The sequence below is a fragment of the Rummeliibacillus pycnus genome, from assembly GCF_050459865.1.
Classification (GTDB): Bacteria; Bacillota; Bacilli; order Bacillales_A; family Planococcaceae; genus Rummeliibacillus; species Rummeliibacillus pycnus_B.
Genome location: NZ_JBCMNM010000045.1, coordinates 1 through 23,718, shown reverse-complemented (window position 1 = coordinate 23,718; position 23,718 = coordinate 1). Strand labels below are relative to the sequence as shown.

Sequence of the window (23,718 nt, the reverse complement as noted above, 5' to 3'; positions counted from 1 at the left end):
AGATTTGGATGTTCCGCTACAGACGGCGCTTTCCACGGGCTTGGCTTCAATCTCCTCGGGCCAACACGATGTTGGTCACGAAGCCGTTGCCACAGGACGTGGCGATCTTAGGCTTTGTTCTTTAAAACCGCTCCTGCTGGGCTTTCAGCTCAAGCTTTTCCCGTAGGAGTCGCCGTCTTTCGCTCCACAACGAACAAAATTGGATATCATTAAGTGTTCATATATTTTATTTGAATTTTGCATTATGAAATTGATTCATTTAAATACATTGTTATGAAAATCCTTGATTTAGCTTCGGGACATCCACCTCTTGTTGGAGCCCCATAAGACGTTGGTTAGATAGCCGTTGTCGCAGGAAGCGACGGTTTTAGACAATCTTCCTTTTTACGGGTGCGTTCCGCTTTAACGTTTATCTACTGCTTTTGCTATGGCATCGCCTGCTAATTGGATGATTTGGACAATGATAATTAAAATAACGACTGTTGTAATCATGATTGTGTTGTCGTAACGGTAGTAACCGAAGCGGATTGCTAAGTCACCGATACCTCCACCACCGATAATCCCTGCCATTGCTGAGTATGCAACTAAACTAATAATTGTCATTGTAATTCCTTGAATAACGCCTGATTTCGCTTCAGGAAGTAATACGTCCTTTATGATCATCCAGCGTGTTGCCCCAACTGCAATGGATGCTTCGATGACACCTCTATCAATTTCACGAAGAGATGTTTCAACAAGTCTTGCGAAAAATGGAATCGCTGCAACAGATAGAGAAACACTCGCTGCGATAGGACCAATCGTATCGCCAACTAGCCATTTAGTGAATGGGAATAACGCTACTAAAAGAATGATGTATGGAATGGAACGAATAAGGTTGACGATAAAGCCAACAACTATATTGACCAAACGATTACCTAGCAGTCCCGGCTTACTTGTAGAAAATAGACCTTTACTTGTAGTGAATAATAGTAGACCTAATGGCAAACCGATGACTAATGAGATAGCTAAGGAAATTCCTACCATTAGAAGTGTCTGTCCAAACGCTTTCCAAATATCTGGTAGCATACTAGCAAAGTGACTTGGATCAAATAACATAGTCTAACACCTCCACTGTTACTCCACGACTTTCCATATAGGAAATCGAACGGTTAATATCTTCCACTCGTCCATTCAGCTCCATGAGGAAAATACCGAGTGGTCTTTCTTGAATATATTCAATTGTTCCATGAAGGAAGTTCCCTTGTACCTCAAATTGCTGAAGCATATCTGAAATAACCCCCTCACCCGCCACATCACCTTTGAATAAGATCTTTACAACATTTCCTTTGACGTTTTGCATGATCGCCTGTGGAATATCAAATGATACAACACTGCTAATAAATTCTTTTGTTAATGGTTTTTCTGGATTTGCGAAGATATCATAAACAGAGCCTTCTTCAATCACTTTACCGTCTTGCATAATAGCCATACGATCGCAAATTTCTTTCACAACGTCCATTTCATGCGTTATCAGAATAATCGTAATGCCAAGCTCACGATTAATTTTCTTCAATAGCCGTAAAATGGAGGTTGTAGTTGTTGGATCAAGTGCTGATGTTGCCTCATCGCAAAGCAATACAGAAGGGTTATTTGCTAGCGCTCTTGCAATACCTACACGTTGCTTCTGCCCTCCACTCAGCTGCGCTGGAAACACATCTTTTTTATCTTCTAAGCCCACCATTTTGAGTAATTCCTTAACTCGTTTATTCCGCTCTTCCTTTGGCGTTTTTGCAGCTTTCAATGCAAACTCAATATTTTCACCAACCGTTTTTTGGCTGATTAAATAAAAATGTTGGAAGATCATACCGATTTTCAAACGCGCTTGGCGAAGCTTCTCACCTTTTAGTTTGGTTAAATCTTGTCCATCAATTAGAATTCGTCCATCCGTTGGTTGTTCCAATAAATTAATACAGCGTAATAAGGAACTTTTGCCTGCCCCAGAATAACCAACAATACCAAATATTTCTCGATCTCCAATTGTTAAAGAGACATGATCTACACCGGTTACCGTTTTCTTTTTTGCCTTGTAAACCTTCGATACATTTTGTATTTCCAGCATATACATCCCTCTATTCTTTGTTAAATTGCTATTGTACAAAATTTACACAATTTCTATAAGTAAACTATGTATTTAAACTAAAAAAGATACATCTCCCAACTGAAAGATGTATCTTATTATCGATGTTCATTTATCTTTCAGAAATAAATTCTGTAGGAATTAGCACCTTCCCTAACGGGGGTTGCTGGACTTCATAGGGCCTATCCCTCAGTCACTCTTGATAAATTCCATTTATTAAGTTGTAAGTTTATGTTATTCATATTATTTCCTTTTTCACCATTTGTCAACGAATTTTTCGAAAAAATAAACTATTTTAAAATATTTTATTATTCAAGTACCTTTATACAGAGAATGAATTCTACCTCAATCCAATTATTCACAAGTTGTTTGGCATCGTATAAACAAAGCTTTTTTTCTTCGCTTTTGAGTTTCGTAATGACACCTCTATATTGAGTACTTGCTTGCTGATGCCAAACTTCTAGTAATACTTCTTTCTTGCCGTAATAAGCTTGCATCAGTTCTTCTTCTAATGCTTGTAATGTCCATTCATCAAATGCAGGTTTCGTAATCTGTTGTGTCTCCTGTTGCCAAGTTCTTAGCCTTTGTACATGTTCTGGTAGCATCATCGCAGTCCATTTTATATTTCCTCGATCACGTATCAAGCTAATGCCTCCTTTGCACATTCATTTGGCCTGCATAATTCTATGCTAAAGATGATTTTTCTATAAACTATCTTTTCCCGATTTTTAGTTATCCACACCTTAGTTATCCACAATGAACTTTTCCTTATGCATATCACATTCATGCAGATGCATAAACCTTTCGTTTTCAAGACGCATAAATATACATTTTTTTATTTTTTGTGTCCGCCAAGTAGTTGAGAACGATTAATAGCTGTGCCTGCATCCGTATAAGATACTGCCCGTAATACTGCTGAAGAACCATAGTGAGTGCGAAGCTGATCCATAGTGGCACCAAGTTTACGACGCCTCCAACGAGTTGTATCAAAAAAGCTGAGCTGCATGGAATGTTCTGATTCTAATTTTGTAATACTGACACTAATTTGCCGTACAGGCCGTTCATTGTATTGCTCATTCAATATTTGCTGGCAAACACGATAAATGACCATTGTATCGTTGGTTGCTTCATCAATTGTGCGCGAACGATTGAAACCTCCTCCGAAGGCATTTTTGCTATAGGAAATTCCCAAAGTAATGGTACGCCCTACTTTATAAGCTTCTCGTGCTCTTCTTGCCACATCCTCACACATTTCAAGGAGGACAGCGAGCACTTCCTTTTTCGTGTTATAATCTCGCATTAAGATTTGGCTTTTGCCATAACTAATTTGCCCTTCTATCAGTGGTGCTTCACCTACTTTTGATAAATCGATGCCACGAGCATGATAGTATAGCTGATTGCCCATAATACCGAAATGATTTTCTAGTGTTGTTAAATCAGCATGAGCTAAATCACCAACAGAGAAAATCCCCATATTATTAAGCGTTCGTTCTGTTCGATGACCAATTCCCCACATCTTCGATAAAGGTGTAACTGGCCACAGCTTTTTTTCCACATCTTCAAAATCCCATTTAGCAAAGCCTGTTTTTTTCGCATCTAAATCGAGTGCAAGTTTTGCTAACAACATATTTGGTCCCATGCCAACTGTGCTTCGAATTTCAAATTGTCGATAAAGTTCATCTTGAATTTGGTGTGCTGTTTCTACTGGATCTCCCCACAGTTTTTCGGTACCAGTAAGGTCGACAAAACTTTCGTCAATGCTATATACATGAATAGCTTCCTTTGGTACATAACTATTCAATAGCTTGGTAATTTCAACCGACATACGAACAAAATATTCCATCTTTGGTTCAAATAAATGAATATCTGGATGCTTCGGTATTTCATATAGTCTCGTTCCTGTTTTCACTTGAAATCGTTGCTTCATAATCGGAGAAGCAGCAAGAACAATACTCCCTTTTTGCTGAAAATTACCAACAACTGCAATCGCCTCTTTTTCAACATCTAAATGAGCCCACGATGCCATACAGCTAGCATAAAAACATCTCATATCCACACACATAATTGATCTTCTGGGCATATTTTCATACATCACAGCACACCTCCAAACAGAACATTTGTTCTTATTTTAAAATGAGATAAGTGAGATGACAAGTAGGAAGTAGCACTTTACCAATAAACGACAACTTTTTTGCTATAAGTATCCTGTGAAGTAATTTTTTATATAGTCTATGTTCGATATATGTTGCTTAGAGAAGGGTTTTGGAATGGCTTTATTGTTATAATGGAGTTTTTTATTGGGTCTATCCACGTTTTTAGGAAGTCAATCCACGAAATTACGTGTTCAATCCACGAAATTTTACTTTCAATCCTCGAAATTTTGAATTGTATCCACGTCCTGTGAAATTGACGTCTCCATTTAGGAAACTTTATATCTTCTTTCTTGATGTGACTTCATCCAAAATAAAAACCCACTCTACTAAGATATAGCAAAATGGGTCAATGATTTATTTCAAAATATCCTTATATAATTCTGGACGTCGATCATCATACACTGGAATTTTCTTACGTACTTCATCCACTTTCGAGAAATCAACATCGACTATGGAAAGTTCTTCAGCTTCGTTACCTGTCCACAGTACTTCGCCCCAAGGTTCAATTACCATTGATTGACCATTAAAGTTTTCTACTTTATTGCTAATACGGTTAATTGCAACGATGAAGCATTGATTCTCAATGGCACGTGCCTGCAATAACACTTTCCAATGATCGATTCTTTGGGTTGGCCATTGTGCCGATACGAATATGACTTTGGCGCCATTTAACGCATGAAGGCGAAGCCACTCTGGGAAGCGAATATCATAGCAAATCACTCCCGCTGCTGATAAATCCCCTAGTTCAAAATTATTTTGCCCCTCACCAGCAGATAGATGTAAGTGTTCATCCATTAAGCGGAATAAATGAGCTTTATCATACTCGCCTACTATTTCACCAAAGTGATCTACTGTGTACATCGTATTAAAGAAACCTTCTCCTTTTTTCGTTGCTACTGAGCCACCTACAATATGAATATGGAGCTCTGAAGCTAATGCTCGAAGGAATTTCTTTGTTCTCTCACCATTCACATCTGCTAATTCCTCTAGTTTTTCTAATGCATAGCCCGTGTTCCACATTTCAGGTAAAATAACAAGCTCTGCTCCCTTACTAGCTGCTTCTCGAATAAAAGCTTCTGCCCTTGTAAAATTTTTTTCAACATCTCCAAAAGCTACGTTTAATTGAATACAACCAATCTTCATTTTTGCACCACCTATAGACATTTTCATAAAAAGGTTATACTATTTTCACTAAATCGTTTTTAAATTCAGAAAATTTCTTTTCTTCTATTCTAGCGATATCTAATTCAAATGTATAGTACATGGACTTAGCACTTTTAATTATCAATTGGAGGGAAATATTTATGGAGTTATCAACAAAATTAAAAAATTTACCTAAGCAATTTTTTGCGAATCTCGTTAAACAAGTAAGTGACGCAGTTGCAGAAGGAAGAGATGTAATTAATCTAGGACAAGGAAATCCAGATCAGCCTACACCAGCACATATTGTAAAAGCGATGCAAGAAGCAACCGCCAATCCACAACTGCATAAATATTCACCTTTTCGCGGATTACCTGAATTAAAGGAAGCTGTCGCTCACTTTTATAAACGAGAATACGATGTGGACATTGACCCTGAAACAGAAGTATCCATTCTTTTCGGTGCAAAAGCCGGTCTCGTTGAATTGCCTCTTGCTCTATTAAATACGGGAGATACAATGCTACTTCCAGATCCAGGTTATCCAGATTATTTATCAGGTGTAACATTAGCAGATGTCCAATTTGAAACAATGCAACTTTTAGCTGAAAATGATTTTCTTCCAGACTATCAAAAGCTTTCTGCAGATGTAAAAAAACGCGCTAAATTAATGTATTTAAACTATCCCAATAACCCAACAGGTGGTATTGCTACAAAAGAATTTTATGAAGAAACAATCAAACTAGCAAAAGAAAATGATATAGCCGTTCTACAGGATTTTGCATATGGTGCGATTGGTTTCGATAGTGAAAAACCAATTAGCTTCCTCCAAACAGATGGGGCAAAAGAAGTCGGCATTGAGGTCTACACATTATCTAAAACTTATAATATGGCAGGATGGCGTGTAGGTTTTGCAGTTGGTAATGCACAAATAGTAGATGCTTTAAATCTTATACAAGATCATCTCTTTGTCAGCCTATTTCCAGCCTTGCAATTAGCGGCAGTTGAGGCTTTAACAGGTGATCAAACTTGTGTTACAAAACAAGTAGCGCTATACGAAAATCGAAGAAATGTACTTATCAAAGCATGCAACGAAGCTGGCTGGCCTGTAGTAGCACCAAAGGGTTCCTTCTTTGCATGGCTTCCTGTTCCAGAAGGGTTTACAAGCCAACAATTTGCCGATTTCCTATTAGAGAAAGCCGATGTAGCAGTCGCTGCAGGTAACGGCTTTGGGGCATATGGCGAAGGTTATATACGAGTAGGATTATTAGTAGATGAACAGCGACTAACTGAAGCCGTAAAGCGCATTGAAAAACTAAATTTATTTAAAAAACCTGCTGAACTAGCAAAAAATTCATCATACGCATAATGACTATGGGCAAAAATAAAAGGTGTGGATAAGCATAAATCCTTATCCACACCTTTAGTTCTAAAGTAAACTCAATTTATCTTAAACAGATTTCAACGTTTAGGAAATAACCCCAAGTTCTTTCCCTACTTTTTCATAAATAGCTAGAGCTTCGTCTAACATTGCCTTCGTATGGGCAGCAGTTGGCATATTGCGTACGCGACCAGTGCCTTTTGGAACAGTTGGGAAGACGATAGACTTTGCATAAACGCCTTCTTCTATTAGACGAGATGAAAATTGTTGTGTAAGTTTTTCATCACCGATAATACATGGTGTAATCGGTGTTTCAGAATGACCAATATTAAAGCCAAGTTTCTTCAATCCTGCTTTTAAATAGTCTCCATTTTCCCAAAGCTTATCACAAAGTTCTGTTGAATCGATTAACATTTGAACAGCACGAGTAATCGCTGCTACATCACCTGGTGGTAGAGCAGTTGAGAACAAGAATGGACGTGAACGAACTTTTAGCCAGTCGATTAGGTTTTTCTTACCTGCTACATATCCACCAACTACGCCGATAGCTTTTGAAAGTGTACCGATTTGGAAGTCAATTTCATTTTGTAAACCAAAATGCTTAACAGTCCCTTTCCCCTTACCTGTTACACCTGAGCCATGAGCATCATCGACATATGTAATAAGGTCGAATTCTTTTGCGATTTCTACGATTTCAGGAAGTTTTGCAATATCTCCATCCATAGAAAAGACGCCATCTGTGATGACCATTACTTTATTGTAAAGGCCAGATTCAGTTGCTTCTTTTGCTTTTTTACGAAGATCTTCCATATCAGAGTGGTTATAAGCAATAATTTTTGCTTTGGATAAGCGGCAACCATCAATAATAGAAGCATGATTTAATTGGTCAGAAAGAATCGCATCATTTTTATCCATAACAGCAGAAATAGCTGCCATATTACAGTTGAAGCCAGATTGATAAGAAATCGCAGCCTCTGTTCCTTTAAATTCTGCTAATTTTTCTTCTAATTTTACATGTAGATCTAGTGTACCGTTAATTGTACGAACAGCACCTGCACCTACACCATAAGTGTCGATTGTTTTTTTAGCAATTTCTTTTAATTCCGGATTTGTCGCTAAACCAAGATAGTTATTTGAAGATAGGTTGATCAATTTCTTACCACGTACTTGAATAGTTGGACCATTAGCACCTTCAACAGGATCGATTTCGTTGAATAAGCCTTGGTCACGAAGTTGTTGTAAATTGTCGTTAACGAATTTGTTGAGTACATTAGACAAGGTCATCATCCCTTTCATGCGAATATATCGATATTGTAGCATATACCCCTTCTATTTTGTACTTCTGAAAAGAACTATTATAAAAAAACCATTTATACCCCTTTATAAAGAAACACTTAATGTTCTTTCTAAAAACACAGTTGTATTTTCAAAAAGAGTATTCATCCAATTTCCATGCTAATTTCCTGTTAAAAAGTTTAAAGTAATATTAAAAGATAGGGTCTCTGGCACTTTCCGCAGACAAGCCTTGAGCCGCTTTGTCGCGACTTCATCAGGGCTCAAGTTGCAAGAGTGAGGCCACTAAAAAAGTGTAGTAACACAAATATTCATAGTATATATTTGCTATTGAATGAAGTGGAATTAGCTCCGCTTTCCGTGGGCGAACTGACGAGCCTCCTCACTTGTGCTCCTGCATCGCTTCGCTAGCTTCGTAGCAGAGAAAATCTCGCTCCGGGTTCTCGTCTAGCTCGTTTTCCCACAGGACATTGAATGAGCTTCACTGAATTAACATCGCACGAAGAAAATGCGAATGCATTTTCGAGGACTCTCCGCTAATTCCACTTCAATGAAGATAGATATATCAAATTTTTATCATATTTTACATCTATTTAACTTTTTCAGGGCCCTGCAAGATTTACTGCAGGGGTCTCGCACCGCTACCCTTCTTTCTAGTATGTTCTGTAAAATCAAGAATATATAAATATTTCAACATAGAGGGGCTGATCTACTTATTGAACAGCCCTTTACCATCACTCATTTTTTTCCCAATGAATCATGCGATAGCCAATTCGAATATGGGTTTGAATAAATCTTGACTGGTTTACTTCTTTCTCAATTTTTTTTCGGAGCGTAGCCATGAAAACACGCAAATTTGGTACATCAGTATCAAGAGCATCTCCCCAAACTTGTTTTAACAAGTAGTTATGAGTGAGCACCTTGCCAAGATTTTTGCTCAACGTTTCTAAAAGCTTATATTCATTTGGTGTGAGATGAATTTCTTCATTATTAACAAACACAGTATGGGATAAATAGTTTATAGAGAGAGGCCCATTGGTAAATATAGGTTGTTCTATTTCTATATCTACATTAGCTGCTGAACGTCTCAACGCTACACGAATACGAGCAAGTAATTCATCAACACTAAAGGGTTTTTCGACATAATCATCTGCCCCCATATCAAGTGCTTTAATCTTTTCGGTTTCTTCACCTCGAGCGCTCACAACAATGATTGGTGTTTTCGACCAAGTACGAACTTTCAAGATAATGTCTATACCATCCATATCAGGTAAACCTAGGTCTAAAATAATCACGTCTGGGCGAATTGAAACAACTTCCTTTAATGCATCGACTCCCTTTGTGACGAGTTTATAATCATAGTTGTGAAGCTCAATTGTCATTTTAATGAGATTTCCTATGGCAATATCATCTTCAACAATGAGTATTTTTTTACGATTCATCTACTACACCTCCCTTTTTCAAACAAAAGCTAAAAATTGCTCCATGTGGTTTATTATCTCGAACACTTAGCTCACTTTTATGCAATTTTAAAATGGTTTGACAAAGCGATAACCCAATACCTAGCCCGCGCTTTGCATCACTTTGTTCCATCTGACTCTTTTTAAATGTTTGGAATAATTCTTTCTTTTGTTCAGAAGAAATGCCATTTCCTGTATCCCTTACTTCTATAAAAACATAATTCCCTTTTTCAAAAGCATAAATCGTTACGCTACTATCGCAAGGGGTATAGCTAACCGCATTGTCTAGTAAATTAATAAGTACTTGCCCAATCAATCTTGTGTCCATATATGCCAAAAGAAATTCAGGTTCAATATGAGCCTGAATTGGCCTAGTACTATTTTTTGAAAGCTGGTGAATTGCATCGTTAATAACATCTTCAACCAATTCCTCTTGAATTTGAAGAGGAAAGTGTCCATTACTTAACTTTGATACAGCAAGTAAATTTTCTACCAGTTGTACAAGTCGATTAGAATTGTAATAAATATCTTCATACAGTGTTTGACGTTGATTTATAGACATTTTGTGATCATTCGTTTTCAAAATATCCGCATGCCCCGAAATACTCGTAAGTGGTGTTCGTAAATCATGTGAGATAGAGCGCAACAAATTCGATTGAATTTGCTCTAACTCCTTTTCACGGCGTACATTCTCATTAATACGTAGTAGCTGCCACTTATCAATTGCGAGTGAGAATTCGTTCAAAATCGCATACAATATTTGACGTTCAAAAGTCGGTAACTGTCCTTTTTTATGAAGTGAAATGCCGATTACACCTGTAACCTTATTATTTGAAAGAAATGGAACGTAATAACCGTAAGCTTCTTTAAAAACATCCGTTGTCATACCTGCAACACGTTCATTATTGATAACCCATTGCACAATGGCAAGCTCATTTTTATTGTTGAATTCATTCTCTTGTTCCTTATTCTGCGCTGAAGAAAGCAAGGGTGATTTATAAAATGTATGCTTTATAACTCGTTTATCCTTAATACTGTAATAGCATACTGGGCGCTCAGTAAGTTTAACAATTTCTGAGGAACCTTCTTCAATCAATTGATCAAAAGATGAGGCAGATTGTAGCTTACGATTGGTTTCTAGTAATGTTTCCATACGATAGGATTTTTGAATGGCTTGTCGTTCTTGCATTCTCACTTTTTTCGTTAAGCTACTTGTAATGATACCCGAAACAAACATGATAACAAAAGTCATTGGATAATCCTGATTGTACGCTTCAAACGAAAAAATTGGTTTCGTGAATAGGAAGTTAAAGGTCAATACTGCAACGAGTGAACTAATAATGTTCATTACCCAGCTAGTCGTCCAAATAGCTACTATCAATACCCCTAAGATATAAATCGTAATGATATTTGCTTCACTAATTCCAAGGGATTTAAAAAACATCCCAACAATAGATGCGATACTAAATATAAGAATCATTTTAAGTAAGTCAAAAGGTTGTAGTTTGAAATCTGTTTTAAAATCTATTTTTTTCTTTGGTGTATTTTCTTGATCTGGAACAATGTAGATGGATAGATTCGGTAAAAGCTCATTTAACTTATCGGTAATTTTTGTTCTTCCCCATATGTTCGCTTTTGTTATCGTTCTTCCAATAACAAGCTTTGTTACACCACTTAATTGAGCATAATTAGCAATTGCCGTAGCAATACTGTCTTCTTGAACTGTAACAACATTGCCCCCTAATTGCTCAGCTAGCTTCAAATTTTTCTTTAATCGTTCTTCATTTACTTGAGACATCGTTTGGTTGGTATCTCGCTCTACATAAAGTGCGGTAAATTTACCATGTAATGCTTGTGCAAGTCTAGCAGCAGTTCGAATTACTTTTGCATTCGTAGGAGAGCTACTAATGCCCACCAATATATGCTCTAGTACGTTATTTTGCATTGCATTTACATATGAGTTGTTCGTTTTATTATGAATTGTATCAGCAATTCTTCTTAACGCAATTTCCCTTAATGCTATAAGGTTATTAATTTGAAAGAAATGATTTAAAGCTTTCTCTACATAAGTTTTTTTATAAATCTTCCCATCTTTTAATCTTTCAATTAACTCTTCAGGTTCAATATCGACGAGTTTAATCTGTGATGCTTGGTCGATAATTGCATCTGGTATACGTTCACGAACTTTAATATGTGTAATTTCTTCAACAAGGTCATGTAGACTTTCAATATGCTGAATGTTTAGAGTGGTATACACATTAATCCCCTGATTCAGTAATTCCTCTACATCCCCATAACGCTTGGTATGCCTAAGATTAGGTGTATTGGTATGCGCCAATTCATCGATTAAAACAATTTCAGGTGCACGCCGAATAATGCCATCTAAATTTAATTCCGTAAAATGTTTTCCCTTATATGAAATAGACTTTGTAGGTACTACTTCAAATCCTTCCAGCAGTTCCATTGTTTCTTTACGAGGGTGCGGCTCTATATAACCAACGACGACATCTGTCCCCAGTTTGAGTTGTTCTTTTGCTTCTTTTAACATGGTATAAGTCTTTCCAACACCTGCTGCATACCCTAAAAATATCTTTAGTTGTCCACGCTTATGATCTGAATATTGAGTCACTTCAACATCCCCCTTGCCTTCATTATAATTACTTTCCACACAAAAAGGACATTCTTCCAAACATCTTAATGCCATCTTAATGTCTTATGGAAAATCCAAACACTACATTAATTTCTTTTCATCTATAGTAAAACCAATCACAAGCAAGAAAGGATGTGCAAAATGTTGGAACTATCCATGATTTTCATATTAATAATAAGCTTTACTAGCTTATTTGCTTTAACAACATGGTGCTACAAAGAAGTTGAAAAGTAGAGGTGAAATCAAATGTGGATCTTATTAATGATCATGATTATTTTAATTGGATATCTCGTACACGCTTTACTAAATCCAGAAAAGTACTAAAGGAGGTCCTTTACCATGTGGCAAATTACGATTGTTTTGGTTCTCTATTTACCACTCGTCCTTATCGCAGGACGCTACTTATATAAAGTCACGATGAAGGAAAAGATGTGGGGCGATGGTTTCTTTAATCGAGTGGAGAACATCATTTATAAACTGAGCGCAATTAAGCAAGAGGAGATGACAGGGAAACAATATATTTTCTCTTTACTATTTTCAAATGCTGTAATGATTGCTATTGGATATTTCATTTTACGTATCCAATCCGTACTTTTTTTAAATCCCAATGATATTGGAAATATGGAAACGACATTATCGTTTAATACGATTATTTCCTTTATGACGAATACGAATCTTCAGCATTATAGTGGCGAATCGGGTTTAAGCTATCTATCTCAAATGCTTGTAATAATCTTTATGATGTTCACGTCTGCAGCATCAGGCTATGCCGTATGTATGGCTTTTTGCCGAAGACTAATTGCTAAAACAGACGTACTTGGTAATTTCTACGTTGACTTTGTACGTGTTATTACCCGTATTTTATTGCCTTTATCTTTTGTTGTTTCTCTATTTCTAGTATCGCAAGGTGTCCCTCAAACGTTTAAAGAGAATATTACTTTAACTACGATTGAGCATAAACAACAAGACATTGCGTTTGGACCCATTGCTGCAATGGAATCAATTAAACACCTAGGAACAAATGGAGGTGGTTTTAATGGCGCGAACTCATCCACACCATTTGAAAATCCAACTGTACTATCCAATATAGTAGAAATGCTTTCGATGATGTTACTACCAGGGGCTTGTGTTGTGACACTCGGTTTAATGATTGCATATCGGAAAAACCGTGATAAAAAAGTTTTGATTGGTAAGCAAGGTGCCTCTATTTTCATAGCAATGAGTGTGATCTTTCTTATTGGGGTTGCAGTTGTATATCTAAGCGAAAAATCAGGTAATCCAGCAATCCATGCAATTGGTATTGATGATCAAACAGGCAATATGGAGGGAAAAGAAACACGCTTCGGTATTGCACAATCTTCATTATTTACAGCTGTAACGACGGCATTTACGACAGGGACAGTAAATAATATGCATGACACATTAACACCCCTTGGAGGTTTAGTACCATTATTCAATATGATGCTAAATGTCGTATTCGGCGGTAAAGGTGTCGGCTTGATGAATATGATGATGTACGTTCTTCTTACCATCTTCATTGCATGTTTAATGATTGGTCGAACACCACAGTTTTTAGGGAAGAAAATCGAAGCAAAAGAAATGAAACTCATTGCACTTTGTATTTTAATTCACCCTACTATCATTCTTAGCTTCTCAGCATTAGCAGTTATCACAGCTGGCGGAGTTGAAGGGATTACTAATCCAGGCGCTCATGGGTTGTCACAAGTACTTTATGAATTTGCATCATCTTCTGCAAATAATGGTTCAGGATTTGAGGGACTGGCAGATAACTCAACATTTTGGAATGTAACAACCGGCTTGGCTATGTTTTTTGGCCGCTATACATCCATTGTGCTGCAAATTGCGATTGCCTCATTATTAGCCAAAAAACTTGTTCACAACGAATCGGTAGGTACATTAAACACAAGCAATGCGACATTCACAGTATTCCTAGTCGCAATTGTCCTGGTCGTTGGTGCATTAACATTCTTACCTTCGCTTGCACTTGGACCAATTACGGAATTTTTACAGCTTAACTCATGAAAAGGAGTGAGAACATGGGAGCAAAAAAGAATGGCCTCTTAACAAAGGAAATTGTGGCCACTTCATTCGTAAGTGCTTTAAAAAAATTTAATCCAATATATATGTTAAAAAACCCTGTTATGTTTGTCGTAGAAATCGGCTTTTTCCTCGTTGTACTGTTATCAATCTTTCCTTCTCTATTCCATGCAGGAGAAGAAAATCTTCGTTTATATAATGGCGTTGTTGCAGTTGTGTTATTTTTAACGATTTTGTTTGCAAATTTCGCAGAATCAATCGCACAAGGTCGAGGGAAAGCCCAAGTTGCCACTCTGAAAAAAACCAAATCTTCTACATCTGCAAGAGTGATAATAGATGGAAATGAAGTAATGAAACAAGCTAGTGAACTTACACATGGTGATATTGTGATCGTTCGTGCAGGTGAAACGATCCCAAATGACGGTGAAGTAGTCGATGGAATTGCAACTGTAGATGAATCAGCTATTACAGGTGAATCTGCACCAGTCGTAAAAGAACGAGGTGGAGACTTCTCTTCTGTTACAGGAGGTACGATTGTCACAAGTGATGAATTAACCATTAAAATCACTTCCCTTCCAGGAGAGTCCTTTTTAGATAAAATGATTTCTCTAATAGAAGGAGCAAATCGGAAAAAGACTCCGAATGAAATTGCATTAAGTACATTGCTCATAAGTTTGACCATTATCTTTTTGCTAGTAGTTATGACACTTTATCCAATGCTGCAATATTTAAACATCGAAATTTCAATTGCAACTTTAATTGCATTAACAGTATGTCTTATTCCAACAACAATCGGTGGATTACTATCTGCAATTGGAATCGCAGGAATGGACCGCGTAACACAATTTAATGTGATTGCGATGAATGGGAAAGCAGTAGAAGCATGTGGTGATGTAGATACATTAATTTTAGATAAGACAGGGACAATTACTCACGGGAATCGTATGGCGACAGCTTTTCTTCCTGTATCCGGTGTTAATCAAAAAGAACTAACGACTGCAGCCTATTTAAGTTCTTTAACAGATGACACACCGGAAGGAAAATCAATTATTGCTTTGGCTAAGGAGCAAAAACTAGCTGTACAAGATGTCGAACAGATCATTCAATCAAGTGAACATATTCCATTTACTGCACAAACACGAATGAGCGGTCTCAATACAACAGATGGTGTACGGTATAGAAAAGGTGCTTATGACACGATTAAGAAAGAAAGCAAGGCTGTACCGGGAGATTTAGAAAAGCTTATTCATGCTGTATCAAACGAAGGTGGAACGCCTTTAGTTGTAATGAAAAATGAAATGATTCTCGGTGTGATTTACTTAAAAGATGTTGTGAAGTCTGGTTTGAAAGAGCGCTTCAAACAGCTCCGCGAAATGGGCATTAAAACCATTATGTGTACAGGAGATAATCCACTAACAGCCGCAGCAATCGCAAAAGAAGCTGGAGTTGATGGCTTCATTGCAGAAAGCAAACCAGAAGATAAAATTCAAGTCATAAGAGATGAACAAAAACTAGGAAAAGTTGTCGCTATGACAGGTGATGGTACAAATGATGCACCAGCACTTGCTCAAGCAGATGTTGGAATGGCAATGAATACAGGTACAAACTCTGCCAAAGAAGCAGCAAATATGGTTGACCTAGATTCCGATCCAACTAAAATTATTGAAGTTGTGGAAATTGGAAAGCAGCTTCTAATGACACGAGGAGCACTAACAACATTCAGTATTGCAAATGATATCGCAAAGTATTTTGCGATTATACCAGCAATTTTATTAATAGGTATTCCGGAGATGAAAAGTTTAAATATTATGCACTTAGACTCTTCTACAAGTGCTATTCTTTCAGCACTTATTTTCAACGCCCTTATCATTCCCCTACTCATTCCTGTGGCGATGAAAGGTGTGCAATATAAAGCAATGAGTTCATCAAAACTATTAATCAAAAACAGCATAATTTACGGAGTTGGCGGTGCGATTGTACCCTTTATCGGTATTAAAATAATCGATATGATTATTGCACCACTATTAAAAATAATAGGAATTTAGAGAGGAGTCATGACGATGAAAAAAATATTTCCACAAATCAAGGTAGCTTTTTTAACATCCGTTGTGATGATGATTATCTGCGGCATTATTTATCCATTTGCTGTGACTGGTGTTTCGCAACTAGTTTTCCATGATAAAGCAAATGGTAGTCTGATTAAGATAGATGGTAAAGTAGTAGGATCGAAATTAATCGGCCAAACCTTTGAAAATCCGGCTCATTTTATTAGTCGCGTTTCAAGTGTGAATTATAATGTATATGAAAAAAATGACCCAAACTACGCAGGTGTCAGTTCTGGAAACTTTAACTACGCCCCATCAAATCCAGAGTTGACGAAACGAATGAATGACAGTGTAGATGAATTTTTAAAGAACAATCCAACTGTTTCTAAAAAAGATATTCCCGGTGATTTAATGACAAGTTCCGGCTCTGGGCTAGATCCACACATTTCAATTCCTTCAGCTGAAATACAGATTGATCGTATCGCAGCAGCATCTCATTTATCGAAAGAAGAGGTGCAAAATATTATAAAAGAGGCTACATCCAAAAAAATATTTGGTGTGTTAGGAGAAGATAAAATGAATGTGTTAGAGGCAAATATGTTAATAGATAAAAAGATGAAGTAAGAGAACACACTAACTGCATATTGCATATTTCAATAATTTAAAAAAGCAGAAACGAAAAACAAATTATCTTGTTTTTCGTTTCTGCTAATATAATTTGAACTTAATAGACAGTATTCATTACATAAGATTATTTATTTTTACCTTTTTGATTGCCTTTATTCGGTTGATCTCCTTTTAAGATAACCTCATAAGAGAAATCTAACGGATTCAGTTGTCCTGGTTTTGCTGCATAAGAAGTAATCATCTTCACATTGCCTTCTTTTAATATTTTCTGAATATCAAGCGCTTGTGCATCTGTTACATTAAATGGATTCACATGATAAACACGCTCTTTACCATTTTTCTTCGTTTGGATAAAAGTCACGACATAATCAAGGTAATCTTTTTTCAATTGACCAATAGATTGGAAACCATCAGTTGATGTACCTGATTTTGAAAGACCAATTTCAGGGATGCCAATGTTTTTCACATACCAACCAGCTTCTTCTGAACCCCAATCCGTCATATAGCGGAATGCGATTAACACTTTTTTACCTGCATACTTGGATAAATCAAACGTTTCAGGAGTCCATTTTTTATTCGTTCCTGTAAAGCCAGGTAGATTAGCTTTTGTATTTGGATAACCTTCTGCAGTAATATCTGATCTTGTATGATCATTTGCTAGACTTGTCCATGTTTCTCCATTATCTGTAGACACTTGAACAGCTCCGAAATCCCATTGCTCTTCAATTTGATAATAATGCTCAAAGTTCAATGTTGCTTTGTTAGTAGAAGATAAATCTGCTTCAAAGATCATTTGATTATCAGCTTGGCTACCTGTATTGCCCCATAAAACTTGTTTACCAGAACCGAGTGGATCTGCAACAGTTTTCCATTGTAGTGGTAAGAAATCAGCACCATTAAACTTCATTCCTCTAATTTCTTTTGTAAAATCAAGTGATTTGAAATCTCCTCCCCAAGCAGGGACACCCTGTTTTTCATACACTTGTGCTTTTTCAAAATCAATTGTTTTGCCACGTTTTGTACCTTGTCTATCAACCACTAAATCACGTAAATCAATGCTATCAATATTGTAATCTTTGCTTACTGTGCTATCATCTAGAGCTAGAGCTGTCATGAAGTTTTGATAAACTTTCGTAAAGTCTTTATTCGTTTTGTATTGTTTTAAAACATTCTCAACACTTTCAATACCTTGTGAAGTACCATCAGTTGCTAATGATTTGATAAAGTCATGTCCAAATTTATCATATAGATAAAGCATGAATAAATAAACTTCACCGTAATCAGCGATTGTTTCTGGACCTGTTTCTGCACCACTATGTTCATCCCAGCTTACCAATGAGTTTTCAGGGTGATCAAGGAAGAAATTAATCGAACCATCTTCATGTCCATAACCTCCTAGATATTCAGCGAAAGTAGACATCCCCTCATTAACCCATGATTCCTCAGATGGATCATTATCCGCTTGAATTAGATGTTGTAATTCATGGATTGTTGTGCCAAAGAAAGTAGATTCTAAGCGAGTATCCCATGAATTGGTATCGATTGTAATAATATTTCGATTAATATATTTTTCTATTGTTTGCCAGAAGAAACCAGCAACAAAGAATGGATAGTTAGGATTATTCCATCCCTCATCTTGAATATTGTCAACCAGCATAATGACTTTGTTAGAACCTGTATAGTAGTCTTTTGGTAATCCAACCATTCCTGGTAATGGCGATTTGGATCCGTCTAACGAATCTGGTGTACCAAAGAAATCTGTTGCTTTCGGATAAATATTTTTGTCAAACTCATCACGAAGCTTGTCTACTTGTGCTTGTGTTACGACATCAGGATTTCGAGGATTATCTGGACCATATGCTAAATCATGTGCAACCCATACTTCAACATTGTCCCCAACACTTCGCAATGTAAATTCCTTAAACTCTAAATTTCGGTTTAAGAATACTTTGGTACCACCATCGTATGTGAAGTTAGGATCTGCCTTTTCATCAGATGCTGTTAGAGCCTTCGCTTCACTAGCTTGCTCTTTAATCTTTTCCTCAACTTTCTTTTGGAAATCAGCACTTTCAGTTTGTTCACTCAGCTGATGATCGATATCGATTCGATCGCCATATCGATCTGTATTCCAATTTTCATAAGACTTTGTTTCAGCACTCACTTCTTCACTTGCCAAAGGACTCATCAACGATAGTACTAGGCTACTTGAAAGTAATAAAGAAATCCATTTAACCTTTTTCAAAGAAAAACCCCTTCCGTCCATTATTTTGAAACGCTTACATAATTTATTCTAACATTATTGAATATTCAGAAAATGATGCGGCGGTAGGATTTTTTTTAAGTTAAAAGAGTGCCTAAATGCATAATACGGTATGTAAATAAAACCATTAATAAAATAGGAATACTGTTATTAAATACATATTTTATCGACAAAAAAAGAGTCCCCTAAAGATTACTTTAAGGAATCTCCTTTTCAATTCTCTATATTAGAAGAATGCAACTTGTTCGTCACCAATACATTTCAACAATAATTTACGACAAATTCCAAGAGAAAGCTGAACAATTGGACCAAGCGCAAATACCATAATGATTGTCCCTATTCCAACAGGTCCTCCAAGAAGGAAACCTGCAAATGCAACAACAATTTCCATAATAGTACGTGCTAATGTAATACTACAGTGGAATTTATCCACGGCCAGTAACATTAAACTATCACGAGGACCTGCACCTAAATTAGCAGAAATATACATACCGCCACCCACTGCGATTAAAATGACCCCTAAGATAAAGTCCATAAATTGTAATGAGATTAGATGTACATCAGGTAATAGCCAGTTGAAGAAATCAATAAATACTCCGATGAAAATCATATTAATAAATGTTCCGATTTTCGGGAATTGACGTAAGCCGATTGAAGAAATTGTAATAATAATAATCCCTGCAATATCGGACCATGCTCCAATTGATAAACCAAAATGATTATATAAACCAATGTGTAGAACATCCCAAGAGCCTACACCAAAACGTTGGCCCTTTACAGTTAACGCAATACCAAGGCCAATGACCATAATTCCTGTAAAAAAGAATAGCCAACGCCATCTATTTGCTTTTTGCATATAAATCCTTCTTTCTACAATTACAAACGAAAAGCCATTCTATGCTAGTACATAAATGGCTTTTCATTAATTAGCTTTTTAATTGTATCAAGAATATTATTAATTTCAAGTAAGTGATACTAATTTTGCATTAGTAGCTTTTACTAGATTAACTGGCACAATGCAAATTTGCATACCGATTTTCCCTGCACTAACATACATTTCATCTACTTGTTCAGCAGAAATATCGATAAATGTTGGGTAATGCTTTTTCATGCCAATTGGTGAACAACCACCGCGGATATAGCCTGTATTAGGCAGTAAATCCTTTACATGAATCATTTCAATTTTCTTTTCACCAACAGCTTTTGCAGCTTTTTTTAAATTTAGCTCTTCTGCTACAGGTATAACAAAAACATAGAGACTTCCCTTACTCGCTGTAGCAACAAGTGTTTTGAAAACTTTTTCTACCGGTTGGTTAATTTTCGTTGCAACAGAAACGCCGTCAATCTTTCCTTCTTCTACTTCATATTCTGCAAGTATATACGGAATCTTCTGTTGATCTAAAAGGCGAACAGCATTGGTTTTTTGCATTTTACTTTTTGCCATAAAATAACACTTCCTCTATACAGCGCGATAGATAGTTGGTTGGGCAAACTGGAATCCTTGTTTGGCCATTTGCACATGGAAGGAGTAACGTGATATTGCTTTTTCAAAAAGACGTTGTTTCACTTTTTCACGAACAACTTTAGCTCTATCAGCTGTTGTAGCATTCTCAACTATCTCCTGCCCATTGATTTGTATTACTTTTGATGATTTACTTTCTTGAGTAGATTGGCCTTGTGTTTGCTGAATAAAAGAACCCGATACATAATCTTCTTTCATTTTCTCCGTATTTCTACTCTTCTCAACTGTGGCGTCTGTCTCCACCATAGCCCTAACTACTTTTCCTTTGTGTTGTTGCAAGTCACGAATAGCAGCTTGTACTTCAGGTTGATGCTCTTGCTCTTTTTTCCCTGTCAATAAACCCACTAGTTCTTCTAGTGCTGGATTAAATTTTGGCTTAAAATATTGAGCATTTTTGCGATACGCATCATCTGCTGATTTCTGACGGAGCGCCCTTTTTCGATTTTCGATTTCTGTATAGTGATTACTTACTAGAGAAGCTACATTCATGCCAATCACCCCTTTCCTAATATCGTTATAGTTAAAACTATACTATCACCAATATTTGAGATTTAAAAATGCCTATTCTCTCAAATCTAGTAACGATATTTCACAGGAAAATATTACTATAAATTCACAATACTAGTCTTGATTATTACTCCCAAATAGTTTCTGTAATGCATCAGCCATAGCGTTGTTGGCTGGTTCTTCTTGTTTTTTCATATATTTTTGAACATCATGTTTTGAAACTTTTGAATTGCCTGCTGCATTTTTACGTTTTTCAAAAGCAGATAGTTTTTCGCGGTGACCACATGAACATACGAAAATACGACCATCGCCTTCACCACGTAATTCTAATTTTTTATGACAAACTGGACAACGAGCATTGGTTAATGTAGATACTTTTTTCTTATATCCACATGTACGGTCTTGGCACACAAGCATTTTGCCACGTTTGCCGTTAACTTCTAGTAATAGTTTCCCACATTCTGGACATTGTTTGCCCGAGACATTATCGTGTTTGAATTTTTTATCACTTGCTTTAATATCTTTTACAGCATTTTTAGAAAAATTAACCATATTATTAATAAAATCGGATTTTTTCGCTGTACCTTTAGCAATCTTTGTTAATTCTTTTTCCCATTCTGCTGTTAATGCTGGTGATTTTAAATCAGCTGGTGCAAGATCTAATAACTGACGACCTTTTGAAGTTGTGTATAAGTCTTTACCTTTTTTCTCGATAACAAATGATTTAAATAGTTTTTCAATAATATCAGCACGAGTTGCTACAGTACCAATTCCACCTGTTTCATGCAATGTTTGAATTAATTCTTTAGACTCCCCGCTCATAAATTGTGTAGGGTTTTCCATTGCAGCAAGCAGTGTACCTTCATTGAAACGTGCTGGTGGTTTTGTTTCACCATGAGTCATGGCAATTGCACGGAGTTTAACACTCTCACCTTTTTTGAAAACAGGTAATGTTTGGCTAGTCGACTCTTCATCATCTTGGTGATAAACTTTTTTCCAGCCTTCATCGCGAACAGTGTTACCTTTTACTTTAAATGTTTCGCCACCTGCCACGAGTGTTACGGTTGTTTGGTCATATTGATAAGGACCAAAGAATACGGCTAAAAAGCGTTTGGCAATTAGATCGTATAATTTTCTCTCTTTATCCGATAGATTTGGCAAAATCGCTGGTTCTTCTGTTGGAATGATCGCATGGTGATCTGAAACTTTAGCGTTATCCACAACACCTTTTTGTGGTTTTACTTGCTTGTTTCGTAATAATGTATTGGCGGCAGCACGGTTATCCCCAACTGCTGATGCTTTAATACGTTCTGCTAATGTACCAACCATATCAGATGTTAAATGTTTAGAATCCGTTCGTGGATAAGTGACGATTTTATGATGTTCGTATAAATTTTGTAATGTGGATAACGTTTCTTTTGCAGACCATCCCCACCGTTTATGTGCTTCTTTTTGTAGCTCTGTTAAGTCAAATAGTGTTGGTGCAAATGTCTTTTTAGGAACCGTTTGTACATCTTGCACTGTAGCTTCATGTACGCTGTCGAGTTTTTTTAGTAATTGCTCGATTTTTTCTTTGTTAAATGATTGTATTTGGTTCGTTCCTTTTTCAGACCAGGTAAATGTTGCGTCGTTTGTAATTGCTTGTAGACCATAATACATTTTTGGCTTAAAGTTTTTAATTTGTTCTTCACGTTCAGCAATCATTGAAAGTGTTGGTGTTTGTACACGGCCTGTTGATAACTGTGCATTATATTTGACCGTTAATGCACGAGTGGCGTTGATCCCCACAACCCAGTCTGCTTCTGCACGTGCAACAGCTGCTTCATACAAATTGTTGTATGCTCGTCCGTCTTTTAAATGTGCAAAACCGTCTTTGATTGCCTTGTCCGTTACAGAAGATATCCACAGACGTTTGATCGGTTTATGGCACTTGGCTTTTTCTAATATCCAACGTGCAACAAGCTCTCCTTCACGTCCAGCATCTGTCGCGATAATGACTTGGTTTACATCTTGACGAGCTAATTGTGATTTCACAGCATTAAATTGTTTGGTTGTTTGGCGAATTGGTACCAGTTTAAATGGCTGCGGGATTATCGGTAGATCCTCCATTTTCCATTCTTTATATTTGTTATCGTATTGTTCTGGATCTGCATGAGTGACTAAATGGCCAAGTGCCCATGTCACAATATATTGGGAACCTTCTAAAAAGCCATTCCCCTTCTTTTGACATCCTAAGACACGTGCAATATCGCGTGCAACAGATGGTTTTTCAGCTAAAACTAAAGATTTAGACATAATTCCGCTCCTCTCAATATCTTCTATTATAACGGAAATAGTGGCTTGATAAAAAAATGATGCTGTAAGCTAGGATATATACAAAAATCCCCGACACCAATTTAGAGTAGGCTACTGAAAGAGTGTTTAAATACAAATAGTAATAGTATTAATCTGTTTGCTACATGATGTGGAATTAGCTTCGCTTTCCGCGGGCGAGCGTTGAGCCTCCTC

The 23,718-nt window shown here is 36.7% G+C and carries 18 protein-coding genes and 1 riboswitch; of the genes, 5 read left to right on the top strand and 13 right to left on the bottom strand.

Annotated features, from left to right (window positions below; all coding sequences use genetic code 11):
• Positions 1-402 precede the first annotated feature (402 nt).
• The 5 genes from ABE048_RS11015 to ABE048_RS10995 all read right to left on the bottom strand — a co-directional run bounded on the left by ABE048_RS11015 (position 403) and on the right by ABE048_RS10995 (position 5,412).
• The gene (locus ABE048_RS11015) at positions 403-1,095 is read right to left on the bottom strand and encodes a methionine ABC transporter permease (protein WP_430311326.1); all 693 of its coding nucleotides are present in this window, start codon (positions 1,093-1,095) and stop codon (positions 403-405) included.
• Entirely contained in the window at positions 1,085-2,098 is a 1,014-nt protein-coding gene (locus ABE048_RS11010; RefSeq protein WP_430311325.1) for a methionine ABC transporter ATP-binding protein, read from the bottom strand. Before ABE048_RS11010 ends, ABE048_RS11015 begins: the two co-directional genes overlap by 11 nt.
• Positions 2,099-2,225: 127 nt before the next feature.
• Positions 2,226-2,325, bottom strand: a riboswitch (SAM riboswitch).
• Positions 2,326-2,424: 99 nt separating this feature from the next.
• Positions 2,425-2,760 (bottom strand): YolD-like family protein, encoded by a 336-nt coding sequence (locus tag ABE048_RS11005; RefSeq protein WP_430311324.1) that lies wholly within the window; start codon positions 2,758-2,760, stop codon positions 2,425-2,427.
• Between the two features lie 191 nt (positions 2,761-2,951).
• A complete protein-coding gene (locus ABE048_RS11000; protein ID WP_430311323.1) occupies positions 2,952-4,208 on the bottom strand; it encodes a DNA polymerase thumb domain-containing protein in 1,257 nt (418 codons plus the stop codon).
• A 415-nt stretch (positions 4,209-4,623) separates the two neighbouring features.
• Entirely contained in the window at positions 4,624-5,412 is a 789-nt protein-coding gene (locus ABE048_RS10995; protein WP_430311322.1) for a carbon-nitrogen family hydrolase, read from the bottom strand.
• A gap of 161 nt (positions 5,413-5,573) precedes the next feature.
• Between ABE048_RS10995 and ABE048_RS10990 the strand changes: the two genes are divergently transcribed.
• Positions 5,574-6,776 (top strand): pyridoxal phosphate-dependent aminotransferase, encoded by a 1,203-nt coding sequence (locus tag ABE048_RS10990; RefSeq protein ID WP_430311321.1) that lies wholly within the window; start codon positions 5,574-5,576, stop codon positions 6,774-6,776.
• Positions 6,777-6,875: 99 nt separating this feature from the next.
• On the opposite strand, the gene ABE048_RS10985 is transcribed toward ABE048_RS10990, so the two are convergent.
• From ABE048_RS10985 to ABE048_RS10975, 3 genes are all read right to left on the bottom strand, one after another.
• Positions 6,876-8,075 (bottom strand): glycine C-acetyltransferase, encoded by a 1,200-nt coding sequence (locus ABE048_RS10985; RefSeq protein ID WP_430311327.1) that lies wholly within the window; start codon positions 8,073-8,075, stop codon positions 6,876-6,878.
• A gap of 740 nt (positions 8,076-8,815) precedes the next feature.
• Entirely contained in the window at positions 8,816-9,523 is a 708-nt protein-coding gene (locus tag ABE048_RS10980; RefSeq protein WP_430311320.1) for a response regulator transcription factor, read from the bottom strand.
• Complete coding sequence (locus tag ABE048_RS10975) at positions 9,513-12,170, bottom strand: DUF4118 domain-containing protein (RefSeq protein ID WP_430311319.1); 2,658 nt, start codon at positions 12,168-12,170, stop codon at positions 9,513-9,515. Before ABE048_RS10975 ends, ABE048_RS10980 begins: the two co-directional genes overlap by 11 nt.
• Before the next feature lie 267 nt (positions 12,171-12,437).
• Between ABE048_RS10975 and kdpF the strand changes: the two genes are divergently transcribed.
• The 4 genes from kdpF to kdpC are packed head-to-tail and all read left to right on the top strand — an operon-like array spanning position 12,438 to position 16,918.
• The gene (kdpF, locus tag ABE048_RS10970) at positions 12,438-12,515 is read left to right on the top strand and encodes a K(+)-transporting ATPase subunit F (protein ID WP_119414062.1); all 78 of its coding nucleotides are present in this window, start codon (positions 12,438-12,440) and stop codon (positions 12,513-12,515) included.
• Positions 12,516-12,530: 15 nt separating this feature from the next.
• The gene (gene kdpA / locus ABE048_RS10965; protein ID WP_430311318.1) at positions 12,531-14,234 is read left to right on the top strand and encodes a potassium-transporting ATPase subunit KdpA; all 1,704 of its coding nucleotides are present in this window, start codon (positions 12,531-12,533) and stop codon (positions 14,232-14,234) included.
• A gap of 14 nt (positions 14,235-14,248) precedes the next feature.
• Positions 14,249-16,294, top strand: a complete 2,046-nt coding sequence (gene kdpB / locus ABE048_RS10960; RefSeq protein ID WP_430311317.1) for a potassium-transporting ATPase subunit KdpB — start codon at positions 14,249-14,251, stop codon at positions 16,292-16,294.
• Positions 16,295-16,309: 15 nt separating this feature from the next.
• Complete coding sequence (kdpC, locus tag ABE048_RS10955; RefSeq protein WP_430311316.1) at positions 16,310-16,918, top strand: potassium-transporting ATPase subunit KdpC; 609 nt, start codon at positions 16,310-16,312, stop codon at positions 16,916-16,918.
• Between the two features lie 127 nt (positions 16,919-17,045).
• Here kdpC and ABE048_RS10950 read toward each other — a convergent pair whose 3' ends face one another.
• The 5 genes from ABE048_RS10950 to ABE048_RS10930 form a co-directional block, all read right to left on the bottom strand.
• Complete coding sequence (locus ABE048_RS10950) at positions 17,046-19,163, bottom strand: choice-of-anchor J domain-containing protein (protein ID WP_430311315.1); 2,118 nt, start codon at positions 19,161-19,163, stop codon at positions 17,046-17,048.
• Positions 19,164-19,407: 244 nt separating this feature from the next.
• Complete coding sequence (locus ABE048_RS10945; RefSeq protein WP_430311314.1) at positions 19,408-20,037, bottom strand: YczE/YyaS/YitT family protein; 630 nt, start codon at positions 20,035-20,037, stop codon at positions 19,408-19,410.
• Positions 20,038-20,142: 105 nt separating this feature from the next.
• Positions 20,143-20,625, bottom strand: coding sequence for a Cys-tRNA(Pro) deacylase (gene ybaK, locus ABE048_RS10940; RefSeq protein WP_430311313.1), 483 nt, complete (start codon positions 20,623-20,625; stop codon positions 20,143-20,145).
• A gap of 15 nt (positions 20,626-20,640) precedes the next feature.
• The gene (locus ABE048_RS10935; protein WP_430311312.1) at positions 20,641-21,192 is read right to left on the bottom strand and encodes a hypothetical protein; all 552 of its coding nucleotides are present in this window, start codon (positions 21,190-21,192) and stop codon (positions 20,641-20,643) included.
• A gap of 132 nt (positions 21,193-21,324) precedes the next feature.
• Entirely contained in the window at positions 21,325-23,505 is a 2,181-nt protein-coding gene (locus ABE048_RS10930) for a DNA topoisomerase III (protein ID WP_430311311.1), read from the bottom strand.
• Positions 23,506-23,718: the final 213 nt, after the last annotated feature.